Consider the following 19,099-nt stretch of genomic DNA (forward strand, 5'->3'; position numbering starts at 1 on the left):
TGGGTCCCAGCCTGCGCTGGGACGACGGAGTTTTTTCGGCATCCCCGTCATTCCGGCGTAGGCCGGAATCCAGAATGGTTCAGGGGCGCGGTGATTGTTACGGAATTCTGGGTCCCAGCCTGCGCTGGGACGACGGAGGTTTTGCAGCATCCCCCGTCATTCCGGCGTAGGCCGGAATGCAGAATGGTTCAGGGGCGCGGTGATCGTTCCGGAATTCTGGGTCCCAGCCTGCGCTGGGACGACGGAGTTTTTTCGGCATCCCCGTCATTCCGGCGTAGGCCGGAATCCAGAATGGTTCAGGGGCGCGGTGATCGTTCCGGAGTTCTGGGTTCCAGCCTGCGCTGGGACGACGGAGTTTTTTCGGCATCCCCCGTCATTCCGGCGTAGGCCGGAATCCAGAATGGTTCAGGGGCGCAGTGATCGTTCCGGAATTCTGGGTCCCAGCCTGCGCTGGGACGACGGAGTTTTTGCAGCATCCCCCGTCATTCCGGCGTAGACCGGAATGCAGAATGGTTCATGGGCGCGGTGATCGCTCCGGAATTCTGGGTTCCAGCCTGCGCTGGGACGACGGGGTTAACGTTGAATCATTCGGCCCATAAAAAAACGCCGCAACGTGAAGGTTGGCGGCGTTTTTTTATTCAGCGACTCAAGCGGTCTGCGCTAAAGGCGCATCAAACTCATCCCGCGTGCTGTGCAGCAAATCAATATTGTTGTGCTGCCAGGGATGAAAACCGTCCTTGAAAAAGTCCAGGTAGGTTTTGATCAGCGGGCGAAACACGCCGTTCTTGCCCCACATCCAGGTGACACCGTCGCGCCACACCCGCCAGTTCCACAGCAGGCCGTCCTGCTTGAGCATATGGGTCATGCCGCGGAAGGTGTCGAGGACGAAAAAGAAGGTGCCCATCAGCATCGCCCGGCGCAGCAGTTTGCGGCTGCCGCACACCTGGTTGTAAACATCGAACGCCACCGCTTTATGTTCGGTTTCTTCCAGCGCATGCCAGCGCCACAGGCGGATCAGTTCGGGGTGCGCGCCTTGAAGATGGCGCGGCTCACGCAGCAGGCCGTCGGCCATGATCGCGGTGATATGTTCCAAAGCGGCAGTGGCCGCCAGTTGCCGCTGTGGCGAAAACTTCTTCTGCGTGTAGCGGATGCGCGCCTGGGCGCGTTTTTCGATGCGGGTGATGTTGTAGCCCAGCTCGCGCAAGCGGTTGCTGTATTCCAGATGCTCGCGGCTGTGGTGTCCTTCCTGGCCGATAAAACCGCGGATCTGCTCCTTCAGCGCCGGGTCGCTGATCTGGTCACGGAAATAGCGCACCGAGTCGATAAAAAAGCGCTCGCCATCGGGAAACAACACCGACATGGCATCGAACAGATGGGTCTTGAACGCATCGCCGCTGTGCCAGTGCCGTGGTAGTGGATTGGGTAAGTCGAAATCCAGATGGCGCGGGCGAATCTGCAGTCCTTCGGGTGTGGTGCTGACCATGCTGACTCCCTGAGTCGTTGCTTAACCATGGTTGCCACTATGGGCGGGGTGGGCAAGGGCGCACAGGTTGATAGCTGCCAATGTGCGAGTCATATCTGGCCAACGGTGTCGCCGGTAACGCGTGTGCGCGGCTAAATCCCGTTCTACAGGGTGAATTTCCAAACCTTTAGGCGGGGTGCTGAGCATTGGAACGCCAGACTATCCATGGGCCGTGCCGTCATTTATGGCCACCGATAACAACAACGATGAAGTTTAGTCACGATGAAGCAGTCCATGAATTTCGCTGCCGAGCTGGTACCCATCGCCTATGCCGGCGCCTTGATCGAGCTGGCAACCGAGCTGGGCGTACCCCGCGATGAGCTGCTGCAAGCTGCCCGGGTAAAACCCCAGGTATTGGAAAGCCCGAACGGCAGGCTGTCGTTTATCGACTTCAACCTGCTGGCCAGCGCGGCCCTGACCCGTTGCAATGAGCCGGCCCTGGGCCTGGTGCTGGGACAGCGGCTGAATGTGTCGACCCACGGCATCCTCGGCTACGCGGTGCTCTCCAGCGCTACCCTCGACAAAGCCATCCAGTTCGCCCTCAAGTACTACCGCGTGCTGGGGCTGGCTTATGAACTGGAGCGCCGCGAAGATGGCGAGCGGGTCGAGCTGCGCGCCAGCGAGGCAATGCCCCTGGGTGCGCTGAACCGGTTTGCCGCAGAAGGGCTGTTGTGCAGCCTGCACAGCATTGCGCAATTTCTGCTCGGGGAAAAAATGCACGGCATCGAAGTCGGCTTCGCCTACCCGGCACCACTGTATGCCGAGCGCTACCACGAAGTGTTCGGTCCCCGTGTGCAGTTCGACCAGCCGTACCACCGCATCAGCATCCCCCAACACTACCTGCAACGCCCCATGGCCCTGGCCAACCCGGCCACCGTGCAGATGTGCGAACAACAATGCGAAGCCCTGCTGGCCAGCCTGGATGTGCAAGACGCTTTGCTCACCCGGGTGCGCCGCCTGCTGCTGGCGCGTCCCGGCGACTTCCCCGACTTAGGCAGCGCCGCCAAAGCGTTGCACACCAGTGGGCGCAGCCTGCGTCGGCACCTGTCGGCGATGGGCACTACTTATCAACAGGTGCTGGATGACGTACGCAAACGTTTGGCCCTGCAATACCTCAACACCACGCAGCTGCCCTTGTATGAGATCGCCTACTTGCTCGGCTTTAGCGACGCCTCGAATTTTCGTCGGGCGTTCAAGAAGTGGACGGGGAAATTGCCGAGTGATTACCGGGGGGAGGGGTAAGTGATTTCCAGCTGTCCTCGGTCCATGGACAGTGGACAAGCGGGGTGATCAATTTCTTGCGGGCGATGCGCTGATTTCGCTGAGTAACTCGGGATGGCGATCCAGCAGTTGCAGGAGCTTTATCAGCGCCAATGGTGGTTTGGTTTTGCCGGTTTCATAGCGGGAGAATGCGTTGACGCCACCGCCGAAAATCTCGGCTGCTTCCCGTTGGTCGAGGGCCAGCTTCTTACGCACATTGGCGATAAAGGTTGGATCGACCAACGACGCGTTCACCTGTTGGGAAAAGGCGCGCATGGCGGTCATCACCCGGTGCGACTCTCCGAGTTTAGTGAGTGATTCACCGCACGCAGGACAGTAGTCGGCTGTCACGGCGGGGATGATGGTGGTTTCGCCTTTGTAGGTGTAGGTCTGGTCCCGGGTGTCATGCACCAGTTCAGCGGCACCGCATACAGGGCATTTCATGCTTATAGCTCCCTTGAAGGCCACGATCAACAAGTCATCAATGACCGTCAGCTTCAGATACACCGCTCCCTTGCAGGTGCTGGGGCGGTAGACGTCTTGCCACACTGTGTGGTCGGCATAGGTGGTCATGCTTTTGTGAAAGTCCGTCGGCGTAAGGGCCAATACCACGGCGACAATGTCGAATGTGTCGAGCCCTAATTCGGTCGCTCCAATCTTTGCACTGTTGGTAATTCGAACTTCGCCCCCGCCTGAGTAGTGCCTTCACCTGGGTGAGCGAGGTATGGGGTGTTCTCTTTTCCATGAGAAAGTAACCTTCTTGGTTAAATTTGGCAAGTAGGTTAATTTTGGTGTTACCTACTGCTAAGCGGCATCATGTGCCTTGATGGGCAAGGCATAGTTAACCCTTGAAGCCCCTGAGTCCGGAACCGAGAATGGGCCCGATTATTTGAAGGAGTTTTCATGAAGCCCGCCCTGATCCGCGAAACCTTCCCCGTCGGCCCGTTGCAGTGCAACTGCACCATCATCGGCGATCCGGTTACCAAGAAAGCCATAGTGGTTGATCCGGGTGGCAATCCGGATCTGATCATGGCGCGCCTGGAGGCCCATGGCCTGAAGGTGGTGAGCATCATCCACACCCATGCGCATCTGGATCATTTCCTCGCTTCCGGGCAAATGAAGGAAAAGACGGGTGCAACCCTTCATCTGCACGAGGAAGATGCCTTTCTCTGGGACAACCTGGAGATGCAGTGCCAGATGTTCGGTGTGCCCTATACGCCCGTGCCGGCACCGGATCAGTGGCTGCGTGATGACGAAGAGCTGGCCTGTGGCTGCGGGGTGGCGTTGCACACGCCGGGGCATACCCCGGGCTCGATGAGTTTCTGGTTTCCTGAGGCCAAGTTGTTGATCGCTGGCGATACCCTGTTTCGCCGCGGCATCGGTCGCACGGATTTGTGGGGTGGTGATTTCCCCACCATCGAGCGCTCGATCAAGCAGCGCCTGTATAGCCTGGATGAAGATGCCACGGTGGTCACCGGCCACGGTCCCGATACCCGCCTGGGCGATGAAATGCGCGAAAACCCGTATATCCGCGCTTAAAACTTTCTTTCCAATTTACCTTCGCTGAAAACCCGCGCCTTCGAGTGCGGGTTTTGCCGTTGGTCCTTAGCGATGAAAACGCTGCTTGCAGCAGTCTTGTAACAAGTTATATGTTGTCTGTAATTTAAAGCCTGATACCAGGATTACAGCCATGAACAGCCTGACCACCGCCGAACTGCCCAGCGCCGCGCTGCTGCCGAGCAAACCCAGGCACCGCCTGGGCAAGCGCCTGCTGTTGCCGGTTATTGCGATTGGTGCCGTACTGGCGTTGGGTTTTTATGGCAATCACTGGTGGACTGCCGGGCGGTTTATCGAGGAAACCGACGATGCATATGTAGGCGGCGATGTAACGGTGATCGGCCCCAGGGTCGGCGGTTATATCGCCGAGCTGCTGGTGACCGACAACCAGTGGGTGCATGCCGGTGACCTGTTGGCGCGCATCGATGATCGCGACTATCGGGTAAACCTGTTGAAGACCGAAGGTGCCGTGGCCGCCGAGCAAGCCTTGCTAGCCAATTTGGACGCCACCGCGCAGCTGCAACAGGCGCTGATCGCCCAGGCACGCGCCAGCATCGATGCCACCCAGGCGGAGATGACCCGTGCCCAGGCCGAGCATCTGCGTTACCAGCGTCTGGTGCAAACCTCGGCCGTGTCGGTGGAAAGTGCGCAGCGTGCTGAAGCTGGTTTCAAGACGGCCCAGGCCGAACACGCCCGCGCCCAGGCCACGTTGCTGGCCACCCAGCGTCAACTCGATGTAATCGCTACCCAGAAACAACAGGCCCGTGCCGCGCTCACCCAGGCCCAGGCCGACCATCAAAGTGCCCAGCTCAACCTCAGCTATACCGAACTGCGAGCGCCGGTGGACGGGGTAATCGGCAACCGCAAGGCGCGTGTCGGTGCCTATGCCGCGGCGGGTGCGCAGTTACTGGTGGTGGTGCCGGCTCGTGGCCTGTGGGTGGACGCCAATTTCAAGGAGGACCAACTGGCCGATATGCTGCCCGGGCAGGCCGTGAGTATCCGCGCCGATGTCCTGCCGGGGCGTGAGTTCCATGGCCACCTGGGCAGCCTGGCACCGGCTACCGGCGCGCAATTCAGTGTGTTGCCGGCGGAAAATGCCACTGGCAATTTCACCAAGATTGTCCAGCGGGTGCCGGTGCGTATTCACCTGGATGACGCCGATGGCGTGCTCGGTCAATTGCGTCCCGGGCTATCGGTGCTCGTTGAAGTGGATACCCATAGTCAGCTGGCCGATCCCGTCGCCCAGGCGCGTGCCCGGTGAGTAGCGCCGCGGTGCCCTTCAATCCGGCATCAATGAGCACGGTGCAAAAGACCCTGGCCTTCGCCAGCATGTGCGTCGGCATGTTTATCGCCTTGCTGGATATCCAGATCGTGTCGGCGTCCCTGCGCGACATCGGCGGTGGTTTGTCCGCCGGAGCGGATGAAACCGCCTGGGTACAAACCAGTTACCTGATCGCCGAGATCATCGTGATTCCGCTATCGGGTTGGCTGTCGCGGGTGATGTCCACGCGCTGGTTGTTCTGTGCGTCCGCAGTGGGTTTTACCCTGGCCAGTCTGCTGTGCGGCGCGGCCTGGAATATCCAGAGCATGATCGCCTTTCGCGCCCTGCAAGGTTTTCTCGGCGGCTCGATGATCCCGCTGGTATTCACCAGCGTATTTCTGTTTTTCGATGGCAAGCAGCGGGTGCTGGCGGCTTCCACCATCGGTGCGCTGGCCTCGCTGGCACCGACCCTGGGGCCGACCATCGGCGGCTGGATCACCGACAACTATTCCTGGCATTGGCTGTTTTTTATCAACCTGGTGCCGGGCATTTTTGTTGCCGTGGCGGTGCCCTTGCTGGTACGGATCGACGAGCACGATTTTTCTCTGCTGCGCGGCGCGGACTACCTGGGCATTGCCCTGATGACGCTGTTTCTCGGGTGCTTGCAGTACACCCTGGAAGAGGGGCCGCGCTGGAACTGGTTCAGCGATACGACCATTCTTACCACCGCCTGGATTTGCGGCTTGAGCGGTATCGCCTTTCTCTGGCGCAGCCTGACCTTTGCCAACCCGGTGGTGGATCTGCGCGCCCTGAAGGAGCGCAACTTTGCCCTCGGCTGCTTCTTTTCGTTTGTCACGGGCATTGGCCTGTTCGCCACTATTTATCTGACCCCGCTATTTCTCGGTCATGTGCGTGGCTACAGCGCCTTGCAGATTGGCCTGGCGGTGTTTTCCACCGGGGTGTTCCAGATTCTGGCGATTCCGCTTTACGCCATTCTCGCGGCGCGTCTGGATATGCGCTGGATCATGATGATCGGCCTGTCGCTGTTCGCCATCTCCATGTGGGACTTCAGTGCGATCACCCATGACTGGGGTGCCGGCGAATTGCTCCTGCCCCAGGCATTGCGCGGTATGGCTCAGCAACTGACGGTGCCGCCCACGGTGACCCTGGCCCTGGGCAGCCTGGCACCCGCGCGGCTCAAGCATGCTTCCGGGCTGTTCAACCTGATGCGCAACCTCGGTGGTGCCATGGGTATTGCCGCCTGTGCGACCATTCTCAACGACCGCACCAACCTGCATTACCAGCGGCTGGCCGAGCACCTGAATGCCGGCAACGAAGCGCTCAATCACTGGTTGGCGCAAGTCGGCGGCAATCTCCAGGCCCTGGGTATGGGCGCGGAGGAGGCGCAAACCGGCAGCCTGCAGCAGTTGGCGCGTCTGACCTTGCGCGAGGCGCAAACCCAGACCTATGCCGATGCCTTTCTGAGCATCATGGTCTGCTTTGTGATTGCCACCGCGCTGGTGCCGCTGATGCGCAAAATGGCGCTGCCGGCGGCACCATCGGCGGATGCACACTGAAGCCCGAGGGCAGGGAATTTTCAGCTAACTTTAAGCTCCAAGAGCTGTCCGCCCAGCGGGGCGGACCACGCTTTAGGAGTACGCCTTCCATGTTGACCTTCAGTCGCCTGATCATTGCCGCTACCGCCGTTGCGCTGTTGGCTGGCTGTGCCTCGCAGAACCCTTATGACAACCAGCCGCCCAGCTCGAACAAAACCGCCAAATACGGTGGTATCGGTGCACTGGCCGGTGCCGCCGCTGGTGCGCTGATCAACCATGACAACCGCGGCAAGGGCGCGCTGATCGGTGCCGCTGTCGCCGGTGCCGCTGGTGCCGGTTACGGCTATTACGCCGACAAGCAGGAAGCCGAACTGCGCCGCAGCATGCAAGGCACCGGGGTGCAGGTGCAGCGCGATGGCGACCAGATCAAATTGATCATGCCGGGCAATATCACCTTCGCCACCGATTCCTCGGACATCGCCAGCAACTTCTATACCCCGCTGAACAACCTGGCGACCTCGTTCAAGCAGTACAACCAGAACAGCATTGAAATCGTTGGTTACACCGACAGCACCGGCAGCCGCCAGCACAACATGGACCTGTCCCAGCGCCGGGCTGCGAGCGTGGCCAGCTACCTGACTTCACAGGGCGTGGATGGCTCGCGGTTATCGACCCGCGGCAATGGCCCGGATCAACCTATTGCCACCAACGATACCGCCGATGGCCGTGCGCAGAACCGGCGGGTAGAGGTGAATCTCAAGCCGTTGCCACAGGCGCAGCAGGCACCCCAGCAATAGCAGCAATGACTTAGTGTGATTCGAAATGAGGCCTCCCTTGCGGAGGCCTTTTTTATTTAAGAGCGATCGCGGCTGATGCCGCTCCTACGGGTTTTGCGGCCATGCAGTCGCGATGCTTTTGCAATATTTGAGAACCGGAGACCTAACCAATTGCTCAACTTCGGGTGGCAAAGCGCCCAGCGGCAAATTCCTGTCTAGACTTCAGCGCAATGGCCCCAGCGGGCCATTGCTGGCCGGGTTCCATGCTTTCAAGGCGCAGAGCCGAGGGGTAGGGGCGCTGGCGGAGGATCAGGAGCTTACATGGACGAAAACCCCGGGTTTCATTCCCCCCGGCCCTGGCTGCCTTTTCTGGTGGCACTCGGTTTGATGGCGGGGCTGGGCGCGCTGGTGGTATGGCAGTGGCAGGAGCTCGAAGCCAACAGCCGGCGGGAACAGGAGCAGCGCTTCAGCATCGGCGTGGATGATGTGCAGCAAAGCATCACCGAGCGTATGCGTGCCTATGAAATGGTGCTGCGCGGTATGGCCGGATTGCTGGCGGGTAGCGATCAGGTCAGCGCCGAGGAATGGATGCGCGCCACCGATCAATTGCAGCTTCAGGATCGTTATCCGGGCATCCAGGCGGTGTCCTGGGTGCGTTATCTGCGCGGCCCGGAGCTGGCGGCGTTTGTTGACGGCGAGCACCGTGAGGGGCGCAAGGATTTCCGCATATACCCGTCCGGGCAGCGTGAGGAATACCTGATCGTCGCCTACACCAGCCCGCTGGACTGGCGTAACCGTCGCGGCCTGGGCTTCGATGTGCTGTCCGAAGCACTGCGGCGCAAGGCGGTGTACCAGGCGCGCAATGGCGGTGAGGCGGTGTTGTCGGCACCGCTGAAACTCAAATCGGAAACCGATCAGGACGCCCAGGTCGGTGCCGTGCTGTATATGCCGGTGTTTACCAACGCGGCCCCGGTCACCAGCGAACAGGAGCGTCAACAGGGCTTTCTCGGCGCGGTGTCCGGCTCCTTTCGCATGCAGGATCTGCTTAACGGCATCCTCGGCGGTCGCGCCGAGTTGTACCAGGTCGAGCTGGTGGATAACTCGGATGACGGTGGCTCGCTGCTCAGCGGTGGTTATCGCGGCAACTCGGCGTTTCAGTTGACCCGCACGCTCAACGTGTTTGGCCGTGAATGGCAGCTGACGGTGAGCAGCACCCAGGAATACGAGCGGCGTCTGGAAAACCCGCGGCTGCAGTTCAACCTGTGGGTGGGGCTGCTGGCCTCGGTGCTGTTGGGCTTGATGGTGGGCGGCTACTTGCTGTTGCGGGAACGCACGCTGGCCAATAGCGAACTGCTGAGTGCCGGCCTGCGCGAGCGGGAAGAGCGCTTCCGCCTGGTGGTGGAGGCCTCGCCCAATGCCATTGTGCTGGTGGACAGCAGCGGCCATATCGCCATGGTCAACCGGCAGGCCGAGCTGATGTTCGGCTACCCCCGCGACGAGCTGGTCGGGGCCGCCGTGGAAAAACTCTTGCCCGAATCTCTGCGTCACGCCCACGTCGGCATGCGCAAGGAATTTCAGAAAGCCCCTGAGCCCCGGCAAATGGGTGGTAACCGGGAACTGTTCGGCCAGCACAAGGACGGCCATTCGATTCCGGTTGAAGTCGGCTTATCGCCGCTGCGCAGTGGTGCCGATGTGCTGGTGCAGGCGGTGATCATCGATATCAGCGCGCGCAAGGCCGCCGAAGAACGTTTCCGCCTGGTGGTGGAAGCTTCGCCGAACGCCATTGTGCTGGTCGACAGCAAGGGCCATATCGCCATGGCCAACCGACAGACCGAGCAACTGTTCGGCTACCCGCGCAGCGAGCTGCTGGGGCAGGCCGTGGAAAAACTCTTGCCCGAGTCGCTGCGCGAGCTGCATGTGGGGATGCGCCGCAGCTTCCTGCGCTCCCCGGAGCCCCGGCAGATGGGCAACAACCGCGAGCTGTTCGGGCGTCATCAGGATGGCCGGCTGATTCCGCTGGAGGTCGGTCTGTCGCCGCTGCGCAGTGGCGAAGATGTGCTGGTGCAGGCAGTGATCATCGATATCAGTGAGCGCAAGGCAGCGGAAACCAGGCTGCGCGAGCAGGCCGAACAGCTGGCCCTGGCCAACCGCTACAAGTCGGAATTCCTCGCCAATATGTCCCATGAGCTGCGTACGCCGCTCAACAGCATCCTGATCCTCAGTGAGCAGCTGAAGCAGAACAGCGCCGGCAACCTCAACGACAAGCAGGTGAAACACTCCGACATCATTCACCGCGCCGGCCGCGACCTGCTGCAACTGATCAACGACGTGCTCGATCTGGCGCGTATCGAGGCTGGCCGGGTGCAACTGAAAATGGAGCAGATGAACGTCCACGACCTGATCCAGGAGCTGGACGCCAGCCTGCGGCCGATGGCCGAGCTCAAGGGCCTGCGCCTGATCAGTACCCTGGAGCCGCAAGTGCCACGGGTGATCTACAGCGACCGTGGGCGCTTGCAGCAGATTCTGCGCAATCTGCTTTCCAACGCGCTGAAATTCACCGAGCGCGGCGAGGTGGAGCTGGCCGTCAGCTGCGCGCCGACGCCGCTGGAAGGTGGCCGCGAGATGCTCAAGATTGTGGTCCGCGACACCGGTATCGGCATTGCCGCCGAGCAGCATCAACGGGTGTTCCAGGCCTTCCAGCAGATCGATGGCTCGACCAGCCGCGCCTTTGGCGGCACCGGTTTGGGCCTGGCCATTACCCGCCAACTGGTTGAGGTACTGGAAGGCACCGTGCGCCTGCACAGTGCGCCGGGGCAGGGCTCGAGCTTTACCGTGCAACTGCCGGTACTGGTGGTGCAGAGCACGCAGGAGGCCGCACCGTCCAGCACGCCGGCACCCACCCGCACAGGCCAGGGACCGGTGTTGCTGGTGGTCGAGGACGACCCGAACTTTGCCGGTCTGATTGCCGAAGAAGCCCAGGCCCATGGCTTTGCCTGCGTGCATTGTCGCAGTGGCAACCAGGCCATCGAGTTGCTGCAGCGCGAGCAATTTGCCGCGGTGATCCTCGATATCCTGCTGCCGGATGTCAGCGGCTGGCAGATCTACCGCACCCTGCGGGGCCAGCCGCAGCATCGGGGTATGCCGGTGCATATCATTTCCTGCGTGCCGCAACCGGATGACTGGCACGACAGCGGCACCCGTTACCTGGTCAAGCCGATTGCCCGTGCCGACCTCGAACAGGTGTTCACCGACCTGGCGCGCCACGAGCACGACCAGCATCGTCTGCTGCTGGTGGAGGATATCGATCCCGAGCGCGAGTTCTACCGCGAGCACCTGAGCCAGCTGGGCTTTAACGTGACCGCCGTGGCCACCGCCGAACAGGCCCGCACCGCCTACCAGAACGACGAGTTCGCGGCCCTGGTGGTGGACCTCGATTTGCCGGATCAGGACGGCTTCGATTTGATTGAACTCATGGCGCGCCAGCGTCCTCTGAGCAATACGCGGGTGGTCGTGAATACCGGTGTGGATGTCACCCAACAGAGCCTGCAGCGTCTGCGCCGCTACTCGGCGGTGGTGGTGCAGAAAAACGGTCAGGACCTGCAAGCGCTGAGCCTGGCCGTGCAGGGTTTTCTTTCCAGCGTGCGTGAGCCGCAAGCGCAACCACAACCGCAGCCAGCGGTGCTCGAAAGCAACCCGTTGCAGGGGCGCCGGGTGCTGTTGGTGGACGATGACGTGCGCAATATCTATGCGATGAGCGCGGTGCTCGACGAGCTCGGGCTGGAAGTCAGTACCGCCAGAGACGGCTTCGAAGCCCTGGCGGCGTATGCCGAACAGACGTTTGACGTAATCCTGATGGACATGGCGATGCCCAACATGGATGGCTACACGGCCACTCGTCTGCTCAAGCAGGAGAAAGGCTGCACGGTGCCGATCATTGCCTTGACGGCCCATGCGATGAAGGGCGACCGCGAAAAATGTTTGGCCGCGGGCACGGATGATTATCTGGCCAAACCGGTAGCGCGCCAGGACCTGTTGGTTCTGCTGCAACGCTGGTTGGCGAAATCGGAGGGACGAAATGGCTCAAGCGCAGATTAAACCGCAGTCCAGCGAACAGATTCTGCTGGTGGTCGATGATCGCGAAGAAAACCTCGTGGCCATGGAAGCCCTGCTCGGCGATAGCCCCTGGGAAGTCCGCACGGTCAACTCGGGCGAAGCCGCCCTGCAGTGCCTGCTCGACAATAATGTCGGGCTGGTACTGCTGGATGTGCAGATGCCGCATATGGATGGCTTCGAGGTGGCGCGTCTGATGCGCGGCAACCCCGCCACCCGTTACACCCCCATCATCTTTCTGTCCGCCATCGCTCATACCGAGGACTCGGTGTTGCGCGGCTACGCCACTGGCGCGGTGGACTTTATTCTCAAACCCTTCGACCCGCAGGTGCTGCGGCACAAGATCAATGTGCTGCTGGAGCACGAGCGCAACCGCCATGAACTGCAGCTGCTTTCCAAGCAGCTGGACAGCGCGCGGGCGTTCAACGCCTCGGTGTTGGAGAACGCCGCCGAAGGCATAGTGGTGGTGAGCGAGGAGGGCAAAATCAATTTCGTCAACCCGGCCATGGCGCGCATGCTCAACGGCACGGTGACGGGCATCGAAGGCACGCCCATTCTCGATTACCTGGAAACCTCCGGCATTCCCACGGCATGGAAGGATTCCGAATTTTATAAACATTGGCTGCGCGGTGAGGCCTATCGTCTGCACGACGCTGGTCTGCGGGCAGTGAGTGGTCAGGTGCTGCCAGTGGCGCTGTCCAGTTCGCCGCTGCCGCGCTTGCAGCGCTCGATGGTGATTCTGGCCCTGGATATGTCGGTGGTGCGCAACCTGTACGCCCAGCTCGAATCCCAGGCGGCCACCGATGCCCTCACGGGGCTGCTCAACCGCCGAGGGTTTCATCAGGCGCTGGAAACGAATCTGGCGCGCCTGGACCGCAGTGGCAAACGCATGGCGATTCTGTATCTCGACCTCGATGGTTTTAAACGCATCAACGATTCCCTGGGCCATGCGGCGGGCGATCAGGTGCTGCGCCAGGTGGGCGAGCTGCTGCGCTCCAGCCTGCGCCCCTACGATGTGTTGGCGCGAATGGGGGGCGATGAATTCACCGCCTTGCTCGACGGCCTGGAACACCCGGAAGATGCGGCACGGATTGCGGAAAAACTGATCGAGCTGGTGTCGGTGCGTCATCGCGTCGACGGCATGGACGTGACCCTGGGTGCCAGTATCGGCATTGCCAGCTACCCCGAATGCGGGCGTAGTGTCGATGGCCTGATGCGTGCCGCCGATATGGCCATGTACGAAGCCAAACGCGCCGGGCGTCAACAATACCGCTTCTTCTCGCCGGAAATGAACGGCCGTGCGCGCTCGCGGCTGATGCTGGAAGAAAGCCTGCGCAATGCCATCGAGCAGGACGATTTCGTGCTCGTCTACCAACCGCAGGTGTATCTGGAAACCGGCAAGCTGCGTGGCTTCGAAGCGCTGCTGCGCTGGGAACATCCGGTGTCCGGCACCATCGCGCCCAATGTGTTTATTCCGCTACTGGAAGAAACCCGTCTGATCAATCGCCTGGGCGACTGGATCTTCCACCGTGGCGTGCAGCAGTGCTGCGATTGGCGCCCAGCGTTCGGTGATCAGGTGGTGGTCAGCCTTAACGTCAGCCCGGTGCAGTTCGGTATGCCGCAGTTGGTCGAAGACCTGCGCCGGGTGTTGCTGGAATTGGGCTTGCAGCCCCGGCAACTGGAAGTGGAGGTGACCGAAAGCGCGCTGATGCAAGACCTCGACACCACCCGCGAACAGCTCAGCCAGTTGCGCGCACTGGGGGTGAAGATCGCCATCGACGACTTTGGCACCGGCTATTCATCCCTGGCTTACCTGCGTCATTTCGAACTGGACACCCTGAAGATCGACCGGCTGTTTATCTCCAATATGCTCAGCTCACCCAAGGACGCGGCGGTGGTCAGTACCATCATCGACCTGGGCCGCAATCTGGGCCTGGAGGTGATTGCCGAAGGGGTGGAAACCATCGAGCAGCGCGACTGGCTGCTGGAACACCGCTGCCACATCATGCAGGGCTTTCTGGTCGCCAAGGGTTTGCCAGTGGCGGAGACCCTGCACTTCCCGGCGCAGATTGATTGGGATGTGTACCGCAAACCCTAGGATGGGTGGGGGCGCCTGCGGTCATTCCGGCGCAGGCCGGAATCCAGAGTTGTTCAGAAGAGTGGTGATGGCTCCGCAATTCTGGGTCCCAGCCTGCGCTGGGACGACGATGGTTTTTTGAAGGGGCGTCGTTACTTCGAAGGCGGAAACTCTTGGTGCAGCCGCTCCAACTCCGCATCTTTCTCTTCCCACAGCTTATTCACCCACTGCTGGAATCCCAGGCGGTAGGTTTCGTCGCTGTTGTAATCCTTGCCGAGAAACTCGCGCGGGATTTCCAGGGTGTGGTAACGCACCACCACCTTGGGCACTTCACCGCAGAGAAAGGCCCAGAAACTCGGATTACCTTCGGGGTAGTGGATGGTGATGTTGACCATCGATTTCAGTCGCGCGCCCATCGCGTCCAGCACAAAGGCGATGCCGCCGGCTTTGGGTTTGAGCAGGTAGCGGAACGGTGAGTTCTGCTGATCATGCTTGGCCTGGGTAAAGCGCGTGCCTTCCAGAAAGTTGAAAATGGCCACTGGTACATCGCTGAATTTTTCGCAGGCGCGGCGGGTGGCGGCGGTGTCCTGGCCTTTCTTTTCCGGGTGTTTTTCCAGATAGGCCTTGGTGTAGCGCTTCATAAAGGGGAAGTCCAACGCCCACCAGCACAGGCCAATCACCGGCACCCAGATCAGCTCCTGTTTGAGGAAGAACTTGAAGAAGGGCAGGCGCCGGTTGAGGGTGTGTTGCAGCACCAGAATGTCCACCCAACTCTGGTGGTTGCTGGTCACCAGGTACCAGCCGTCGTACTTGAATTGCTCGCGGCCCTTGAGATCCCAGTCGGTTTTTTGCACCAGCCACATCCACCCGCTGTTGCAGGCGATCCAGGCTTCGGCAGCCCAGTTCAACACCAGGTTGCACAGGGTGCGCACCGGCTTGAATGGCAGCAGCAATTTCACCAGCGCAGCAATAAACAGAAACCAGCACCAGATCAGGGTGTTAGCGAACAGCAGAATGGTGGCGAGCACACCGCGTAGCGGCGCAGGCAGGAAAGACAGCATAGGGGCAGATGCCTCATGAAATTATTGTGCCCGCCTTTTCGAGGAAGTTGGCGGTTGTTAGGCGCAGAGATTAACGATTGCCAAAGGAACTGCAAGTGGCGGCGCTTTTGTAGGAGCGGCTTCAGCCGCGATGCTTTTGATCGCCAAGAGCATCGCGGCTGAAGTTGCTCCTACGACTCGCATTACGGCAGGTTGGCGGCTTGAATCGCCGTCAGTGCAATCGTGTAAATGATGTCGTCCACCATGGCCCCGCGGGACAGGTCGTTCACTGGCTTGCGCAGGCCTTGCAGCATCGGCCCGACGCTGACGCAGTTGGCGCTGCGCTGTACGGCTTTGTAGGTGGTGTTGCCGGTGTTCAGGTCGGGGAATACAAATACCGTGGCATGCCCGGCCACCGCACTGCCTGGCGCTTTCTGCAGGGCCACGCTGGTGATGGCGGCGGCGTCGTATTGCAGCGGACCATCGAGGAGCAGGTCGGGCCGCGCCAGTTTCGCCAGGCGCGTGGCCTCGCGCACTTTATCCACATCCACGCCAGTGCCGGATTCGCCGGTGGAGTAACTGATCATCGCCACCCGTGGTTCGATGCCAAAGGCGGTCGCTGACTCGGCGCTCTGCACGGCAATTTCCGCCAGCTCGCTGGCCGTTGGGTCGGGGTTCACCGCGCAGTCGCCATACACCACCACCTGGTCCGGCAGCAGCATAAAAAACACCGAGGACACCAGCTTGTAGCCGGGGGCGGTCTTGATCAGTTGCAGGGCCGGGCGAATGGTATTGGCGGTGGTGTGGATGGCACCGGAAACCAGGCCGTCCACTTCATCCAGGGCCAGCATCATGGTGCCGAGCATCACCGGGTCTTCCAGTTGCTGGGTGGCCATCGGGGCGTTCAGGCCTTTGCCTTTGCGCAGCTCGACCATAGGGCCGACGTAGCGGCTGCGAATCAGATCCGGGTCGAGAATCTCCAGGCCTGGCGGCAACTCGATGCCATGGGCCTGCGCAACAAGCTGCACCTCTTCGGGCTTGGCCAGCAGCACGCACTGGGCGATGCCCCGCGCCTGGCAGATGGCGGCGGCTTGCACGGTGCGCGGCTCGCTGCCTTCCGGCAGGACGATACGTTTATTGGCCGCTTGGGCGCGCTGCACCAGCTGGAAGCGGAATGCCGGTGGCGACATGCGCTGCTCATGGGGTTCGCCGCAGCGTTGGCTGAGAAACTTATGGTCGATATGGCTGGCGACGAAGTCGGTGACCCGCTCGGCGCGCTCGCGGTCGTCGATGGGGATTTCCTTGTTCAGGCGATTGAGGTTGTTCGCCGTGTCATAGGAACTGGTGGTCACCGACAGCACCGGCAGGCCGCTTTGCAAGGCACCGCGACACAGCTCCATGATCCGCGGGTCCGGGGGGAAATCGCTGCACAGCAGCAGGCCGGCCAGGGGCATGCCATTGGTGGCGGCCAGGCAGGCGGCCAGGATGATGTCGTCACGGTCCCCCGGGGTCACCACCAGCACGCCCGGCTTGAGCAGTTGCACAGTGTTGGCCACGGCGCGGGCACACAGCACGATGCGCTGCATGCGCCGCTGTTCGTAGTCACCGGCATTGATCACGCGGGCGCCGAGCAGGTCGGCGATATCGCGGGTGCGCGGGGCGTTCAACTGGTCAAGCCAGGGGATGGTGCCGAGCAGACGAAAGTCGTTGCGGCGAAACAGCGGCGAGTGATCGTGCAGGGTGGCGGCAATCTGCTCATCGCGGACCTTGTTGAGGATCACCCCGAGCACCGAGCTGTCCTGCGGGCCGCCGAACATCTGAGTCTGGATTTCCAGGCGGTCGGACAGCTCGCTGATGCTTTCCTCTTCCGGCGCGGTAACCAGAATCACCTCGGCATCCAGGCTCTTGGCCAGGTGCAGGTTGATACGTGCCGCGTAGCTGGTGTGGGCGGTGGGCACCATGCCCTCGACTATCACCACATCCTTGTCGCGGGCCGCGTCCTGGAACAGGCCGATGAATTCTTCCAGCAGGTCATTGAGCTGGCCTTCGCCGAGCATCCGTTCGACATGGCCGAGGCTGACCGGGGTAGGGGAGTGCAGGCCGTGGGTGCGGGCGATCAGTTCGCTGGAGCGTTCCGGGCCTAGGTCGCCGGGCTGTGGTTGCGCCACCGGTTTGAAAAAACCGACGCGCAGACCTACGCGCTCAAGCGCGCCGACCATGCCGAGACTGATGGAGGTAAGGCCAACGCCAAAACCGCTGGGGGCAAGAAAATAGGTTTGCATGCACATTCCTGAACGGCGCGTGGTTCGCGCTTTTTATTAGAGACCCGCCGGGTGGGCGGGCCTCACAGTTATTTAGCTTTCCTGGGATTAGCCGTGATGCTCTGAAGGTTCAAAGAGCATCGCGGCTGAAGCCGCTCCTACCGGGAGCCCGAGCGCTGCTAGTGCAGTAGCTGCAAGGTATCGAGGGCGATCTGCCGCTCTTCGTTGGTCGGTATCACCAGCACCCGTGGGTGGCCGTAGGCGTGGATCGTACCGGAAAGCCCACGGATATAGCGCTGGTTGGCTTCGTCATCCAACTGCAAATTGAGCAGGCGCAGATGGGCGACGGTTTTGCTGCGGATCAGCGGCGAGTTTTCGCCGATGCCGCCGGTGAAAATCAGCCCGTCCAAACGCGGCAGGGCACAGCTCATGGCCGCCAGCGATTTGGCCAGGCGGTAGCAGAACACCTCGATGGCCAACGTCGCGCCTTCATGGCCGTCATGCTGGGCCTGCTCCAGGCTGCGCATATCGTTGGACAGCCCGGACAAACCGAGCAGGCCGGCGTCGTGGTTGAGCATGTAGTCGATTTTTTCGATATCCCAGCCCAGGGCCAAGGCCAGGTGGCTGTGCAGGTTCGGGTCGACATCGCCGCTGCGGGTGCCCATCACCACGCCTTCCAGTGGGGTCAGGCCCATGCTGGTGTCGCGGCTCTGGCCATTCACCACCGCGCAGGTGGAGCAACCGTTGCCCAAGTGTGCGGAGAGCCAGCAGCTGTCGTCCACCGACAGGTTGCTCATCTCGGCCGCGCGGGCGCTGACGTAACGGTGGCTGGTGCCATGAAAGCCATAACGGCGAATGCCATGCTCGCGGTAGAGAAACTCTGGCACGGCGTAGCGAAAGGCGTACTCGGGCAGGCTGTGGTGGAAGGCGGTGTCGAACACGGCCACCTGGGGCAAATTGGGATACAGCTTGAGGGTGGCTTCGATGCCCATCAGGTTGGCCGGGTTGTGCAGTGGTGCCAGATGGGCGGTGGCGCTGATTTCGGCGAGCACCTGGGGGTCGATGCGCCGCGCTGCGCTGAAGCGTTCGCCGCCATGCACCACGCGGTGACCGATGCCGTGCAACTTGCCGCCGCAGGCGCTTTGCACGATCGGTAGCAGCTGTGACAGGGCGGCGCGGTGGTCGGCGTTGGGAATCATCAGGCTGTCGTGTTCGGGGCCACGCCGCCAATGCAGCTCGGCATCGTAGGTGCCGAGGTTTTGCGCTTCACCACTGAGAAACGTCTGCGAATGGGCCTCGTGGATCAGGGCGAATTTGATCGATGAACTGCCGCAATTGATCACCAGAATATGCCGTGCTTGCATCACTGCTCCTCGTCTTGCTGATCATCTTCAACCGGGGGCTCCTGCCCCTGGGCGCACCAACCGCAGCTAAAGGGTTGGCCGATTTTTTCTTGCCGTTGCACGGGGTCTTGCACCCAGTCGCGGTTCTGCCAGGGCGGTTGGTGGCGCAGGTGTTGAGTATGGCCGCAAGACAGCACCGCCACCCAATGGCCTTCTTCATCCTGGCGAAAGCCCAGAATCTGTACGTGGGGCGGCGTCCGTCCGTCTGCGCTCGGGTCGCTTTCGGCCGAACCCTTGGTTAAACTTGCCCGTTCTCCACTCTTTCGCAAAGGTTCC

The 19,099-nt window shown here is 61.3% G+C and carries 13 protein-coding genes and 1 pseudogene; 7 read left to right on the forward strand and 7 right to left on the reverse strand.

Annotation, left to right across the window (positions count from 1 at the left end; translation table 11 throughout):
* Window positions 1–646: 646 nt before the first annotated feature.
* A complete protein-coding gene (locus tag ACVW0Y_RS20560; protein ID WP_457440957.1) occupies window positions 647–1,483 on the reverse strand; it encodes a metal-dependent hydrolase in 837 nt (278 codons plus the stop codon).
* A gap of 261 nt (window positions 1,484–1,744) precedes the next feature.
* Between ACVW0Y_RS20560 and ACVW0Y_RS20565 the strand changes: the two genes are divergently transcribed.
* A complete protein-coding gene (locus ACVW0Y_RS20565; RefSeq protein WP_457440958.1) occupies window positions 1,745–2,764 on the forward strand; it encodes an AraC family transcriptional regulator in 1,020 nt (339 codons plus the stop codon).
* A 48-nt stretch (window positions 2,765–2,812) separates the two neighbouring features.
* Here ACVW0Y_RS20565 and ACVW0Y_RS20570 read toward each other — a convergent pair whose 3' ends face one another.
* Together ACVW0Y_RS20570 and ACVW0Y_RS20575 are read right to left on the reverse strand one after the other, a co-directional pair.
* On the reverse strand, window positions 2,813–3,226 hold the full coding sequence (locus ACVW0Y_RS20570; RefSeq protein ID WP_457441019.1) for a type II toxin-antitoxin system MqsA family antitoxin: 414 nt from the start codon (window positions 3,224–3,226) through the stop codon (window positions 2,813–2,815).
* 12 nt (window positions 3,227–3,238) lie between these two features.
* Window positions 3,239–3,527 (reverse strand): annotated as a pseudogene (locus ACVW0Y_RS20575) (type II toxin-antitoxin system MqsR family toxin); the annotation flags it as partial.
* 158 nt (window positions 3,528–3,685) lie between these two features.
* Between ACVW0Y_RS20575 and ACVW0Y_RS20580 the strand changes: the two are divergent.
* The 6 genes from ACVW0Y_RS20580 to ACVW0Y_RS20605 all read left to right on the forward strand — a co-directional run bounded on the left by ACVW0Y_RS20580 (window position 3,686) and on the right by ACVW0Y_RS20605 (window position 14,140).
* Window positions 3,686–4,321, forward strand: a complete 636-nt coding sequence (locus tag ACVW0Y_RS20580; RefSeq protein ID WP_457440959.1) for an MBL fold metallo-hydrolase — start codon at window positions 3,686–3,688, stop codon at window positions 4,319–4,321.
* Between the two features lie 151 nt (window positions 4,322–4,472).
* The gene (locus ACVW0Y_RS20585; protein WP_457440960.1) at window positions 4,473–5,600 is read left to right on the forward strand and encodes an HlyD family secretion protein; all 1,128 of its coding nucleotides are present in this window, start codon (window positions 4,473–4,475) and stop codon (window positions 5,598–5,600) included.
* 32 nt (window positions 5,601–5,632) lie between these two features.
* Window positions 5,633–7,177, forward strand: coding sequence for a DHA2 family efflux MFS transporter permease subunit (locus ACVW0Y_RS20590; RefSeq protein WP_457441020.1), 1,545 nt, complete (start codon window positions 5,633–5,635; stop codon window positions 7,175–7,177).
* 89 nt (window positions 7,178–7,266) lie between these two features.
* A complete protein-coding gene (locus ACVW0Y_RS20595; protein WP_457440961.1) occupies window positions 7,267–7,953 on the forward strand; it encodes an OmpA family protein in 687 nt (228 codons plus the stop codon).
* 300 nt (window positions 7,954–8,253) lie between these two features.
* Window positions 8,254–12,027 (forward strand): PAS domain S-box protein, encoded by a 3,774-nt coding sequence (locus ACVW0Y_RS20600; RefSeq protein ID WP_457440962.1) that lies wholly within the window; start codon window positions 8,254–8,256, stop codon window positions 12,025–12,027.
* The gene (locus ACVW0Y_RS20605) at window positions 12,008–14,140 is read left to right on the forward strand and encodes an EAL domain-containing response regulator (RefSeq protein WP_457440963.1); all 2,133 of its coding nucleotides are present in this window, start codon (window positions 12,008–12,010) and stop codon (window positions 14,138–14,140) included. Before ACVW0Y_RS20600 ends, ACVW0Y_RS20605 begins: the two co-directional genes overlap by 20 nt.
* 131 nt (window positions 14,141–14,271) lie before the next feature.
* Here the strand turns inward: ACVW0Y_RS20605 and ACVW0Y_RS20610 are convergent, their stop codons facing one another.
* From ACVW0Y_RS20610 to ACVW0Y_RS20625, 4 genes are all read right to left on the reverse strand, one after another.
* Window positions 14,272–15,180: an acyltransferase gene (locus ACVW0Y_RS20610; RefSeq protein WP_457440964.1), complete on the reverse strand. Its 909-nt coding sequence runs from the start codon at window positions 15,178–15,180 to the stop codon at window positions 14,272–14,274.
* Between the two features lie 182 nt (window positions 15,181–15,362).
* Window positions 15,363–17,441 carry a phosphate acetyltransferase gene (gene pta, locus ACVW0Y_RS20615; protein ID WP_457440965.1) on the reverse strand — a complete coding sequence of 693 codons (2,079 nt, stop codon included), beginning with the start codon at window positions 17,439–17,441 and terminating at the stop codon, window positions 15,363–15,365.
* 158 nt (window positions 17,442–17,599) lie between these two features.
* Entirely contained in the window at window positions 17,600–18,784 is a 1,185-nt protein-coding gene (locus tag ACVW0Y_RS20620) for an acetate kinase (RefSeq protein ID WP_457440966.1), read from the reverse strand.
* Entirely contained in the window at window positions 18,784–19,092 is a 309-nt protein-coding gene (locus tag ACVW0Y_RS20625) for a DUF3565 domain-containing protein (protein WP_457440967.1), read from the reverse strand. The genes ACVW0Y_RS20620 and ACVW0Y_RS20625 overlap by 1 nt, the downstream gene beginning before the upstream one ends.
* Window positions 19,093–19,099: the final 7 nt, after the last annotated feature.

It is taken from the genome of Pseudomonas sp. TE3786, assembly GCF_054057335.1.

What these genes read in the sequence shown, in the direction of transcription:
- ACVW0Y_RS20595 (WP_457440961.1), top strand. Translation starts at nt 7,267, where the DNA reads ATGTTGACCTTCAGTCGCCTGATCATTGCCGCTACCGCCGTTGCGCTG.
- ACVW0Y_RS20610 (WP_457440964.1), bottom strand. Translation starts at nt 15,180, where the DNA reads ATGCTGTCTTTCCTGCCTGCGCCGCTACGCGGTGTGCTCGCCACCATT.
- ACVW0Y_RS20565 (WP_457440958.1), top strand. Translation starts at nt 1,745, where the DNA reads ATGAAGCAGTCCATGAATTTCGCTGCCGAGCTGGTACCCATCGCCTAT.
- ACVW0Y_RS20580 (WP_457440959.1), top strand. Translation starts at nt 3,686, where the DNA reads ATGAAGCCCGCCCTGATCCGCGAAACCTTCCCCGTCGGCCCGTTGCAG.
- ACVW0Y_RS20600 (WP_457440962.1), top strand. Translation starts at nt 8,254, where the DNA reads ATGGACGAAAACCCCGGGTTTCATTCCCCCCGGCCCTGGCTGCCTTTT.
- ACVW0Y_RS20605 (WP_457440963.1), top strand. Translation starts at nt 12,008, where the DNA reads ATGGCTCAAGCGCAGATTAAACCGCAGTCCAGCGAACAGATTCTGCTG.
- ACVW0Y_RS20560 (WP_457440957.1), bottom strand. Translation starts at nt 1,483, where the DNA reads ATGGTCAGCACCACACCCGAAGGACTGCAGATTCGCCCGCGCCATCTG.
- ACVW0Y_RS20620 (WP_457440966.1), bottom strand. Translation starts at nt 18,784, where the DNA reads ATGCAAGCACGGCATATTCTGGTGATCAATTGCGGCAGTTCATCGATC.
- pta (WP_457440965.1), bottom strand. Translation starts at nt 17,441, where the DNA reads ATGCAAACCTATTTTCTTGCCCCCAGCGGTTTTGGCGTTGGCCTTACC.
- ACVW0Y_RS20585 (WP_457440960.1), top strand. Translation starts at nt 4,473, where the DNA reads ATGAACAGCCTGACCACCGCCGAACTGCCCAGCGCCGCGCTGCTGCCG.
- ACVW0Y_RS20590 (WP_457441020.1), top strand. Translation starts at nt 5,633, where the DNA reads ATGAGCACGGTGCAAAAGACCCTGGCCTTCGCCAGCATGTGCGTCGGC.
- ACVW0Y_RS20570 (WP_457441019.1), bottom strand. Translation starts at nt 3,226, where the DNA reads ATGAAATGCCCTGTATGCGGTGCCGCTGAACTGGTGCATGACACCCGG.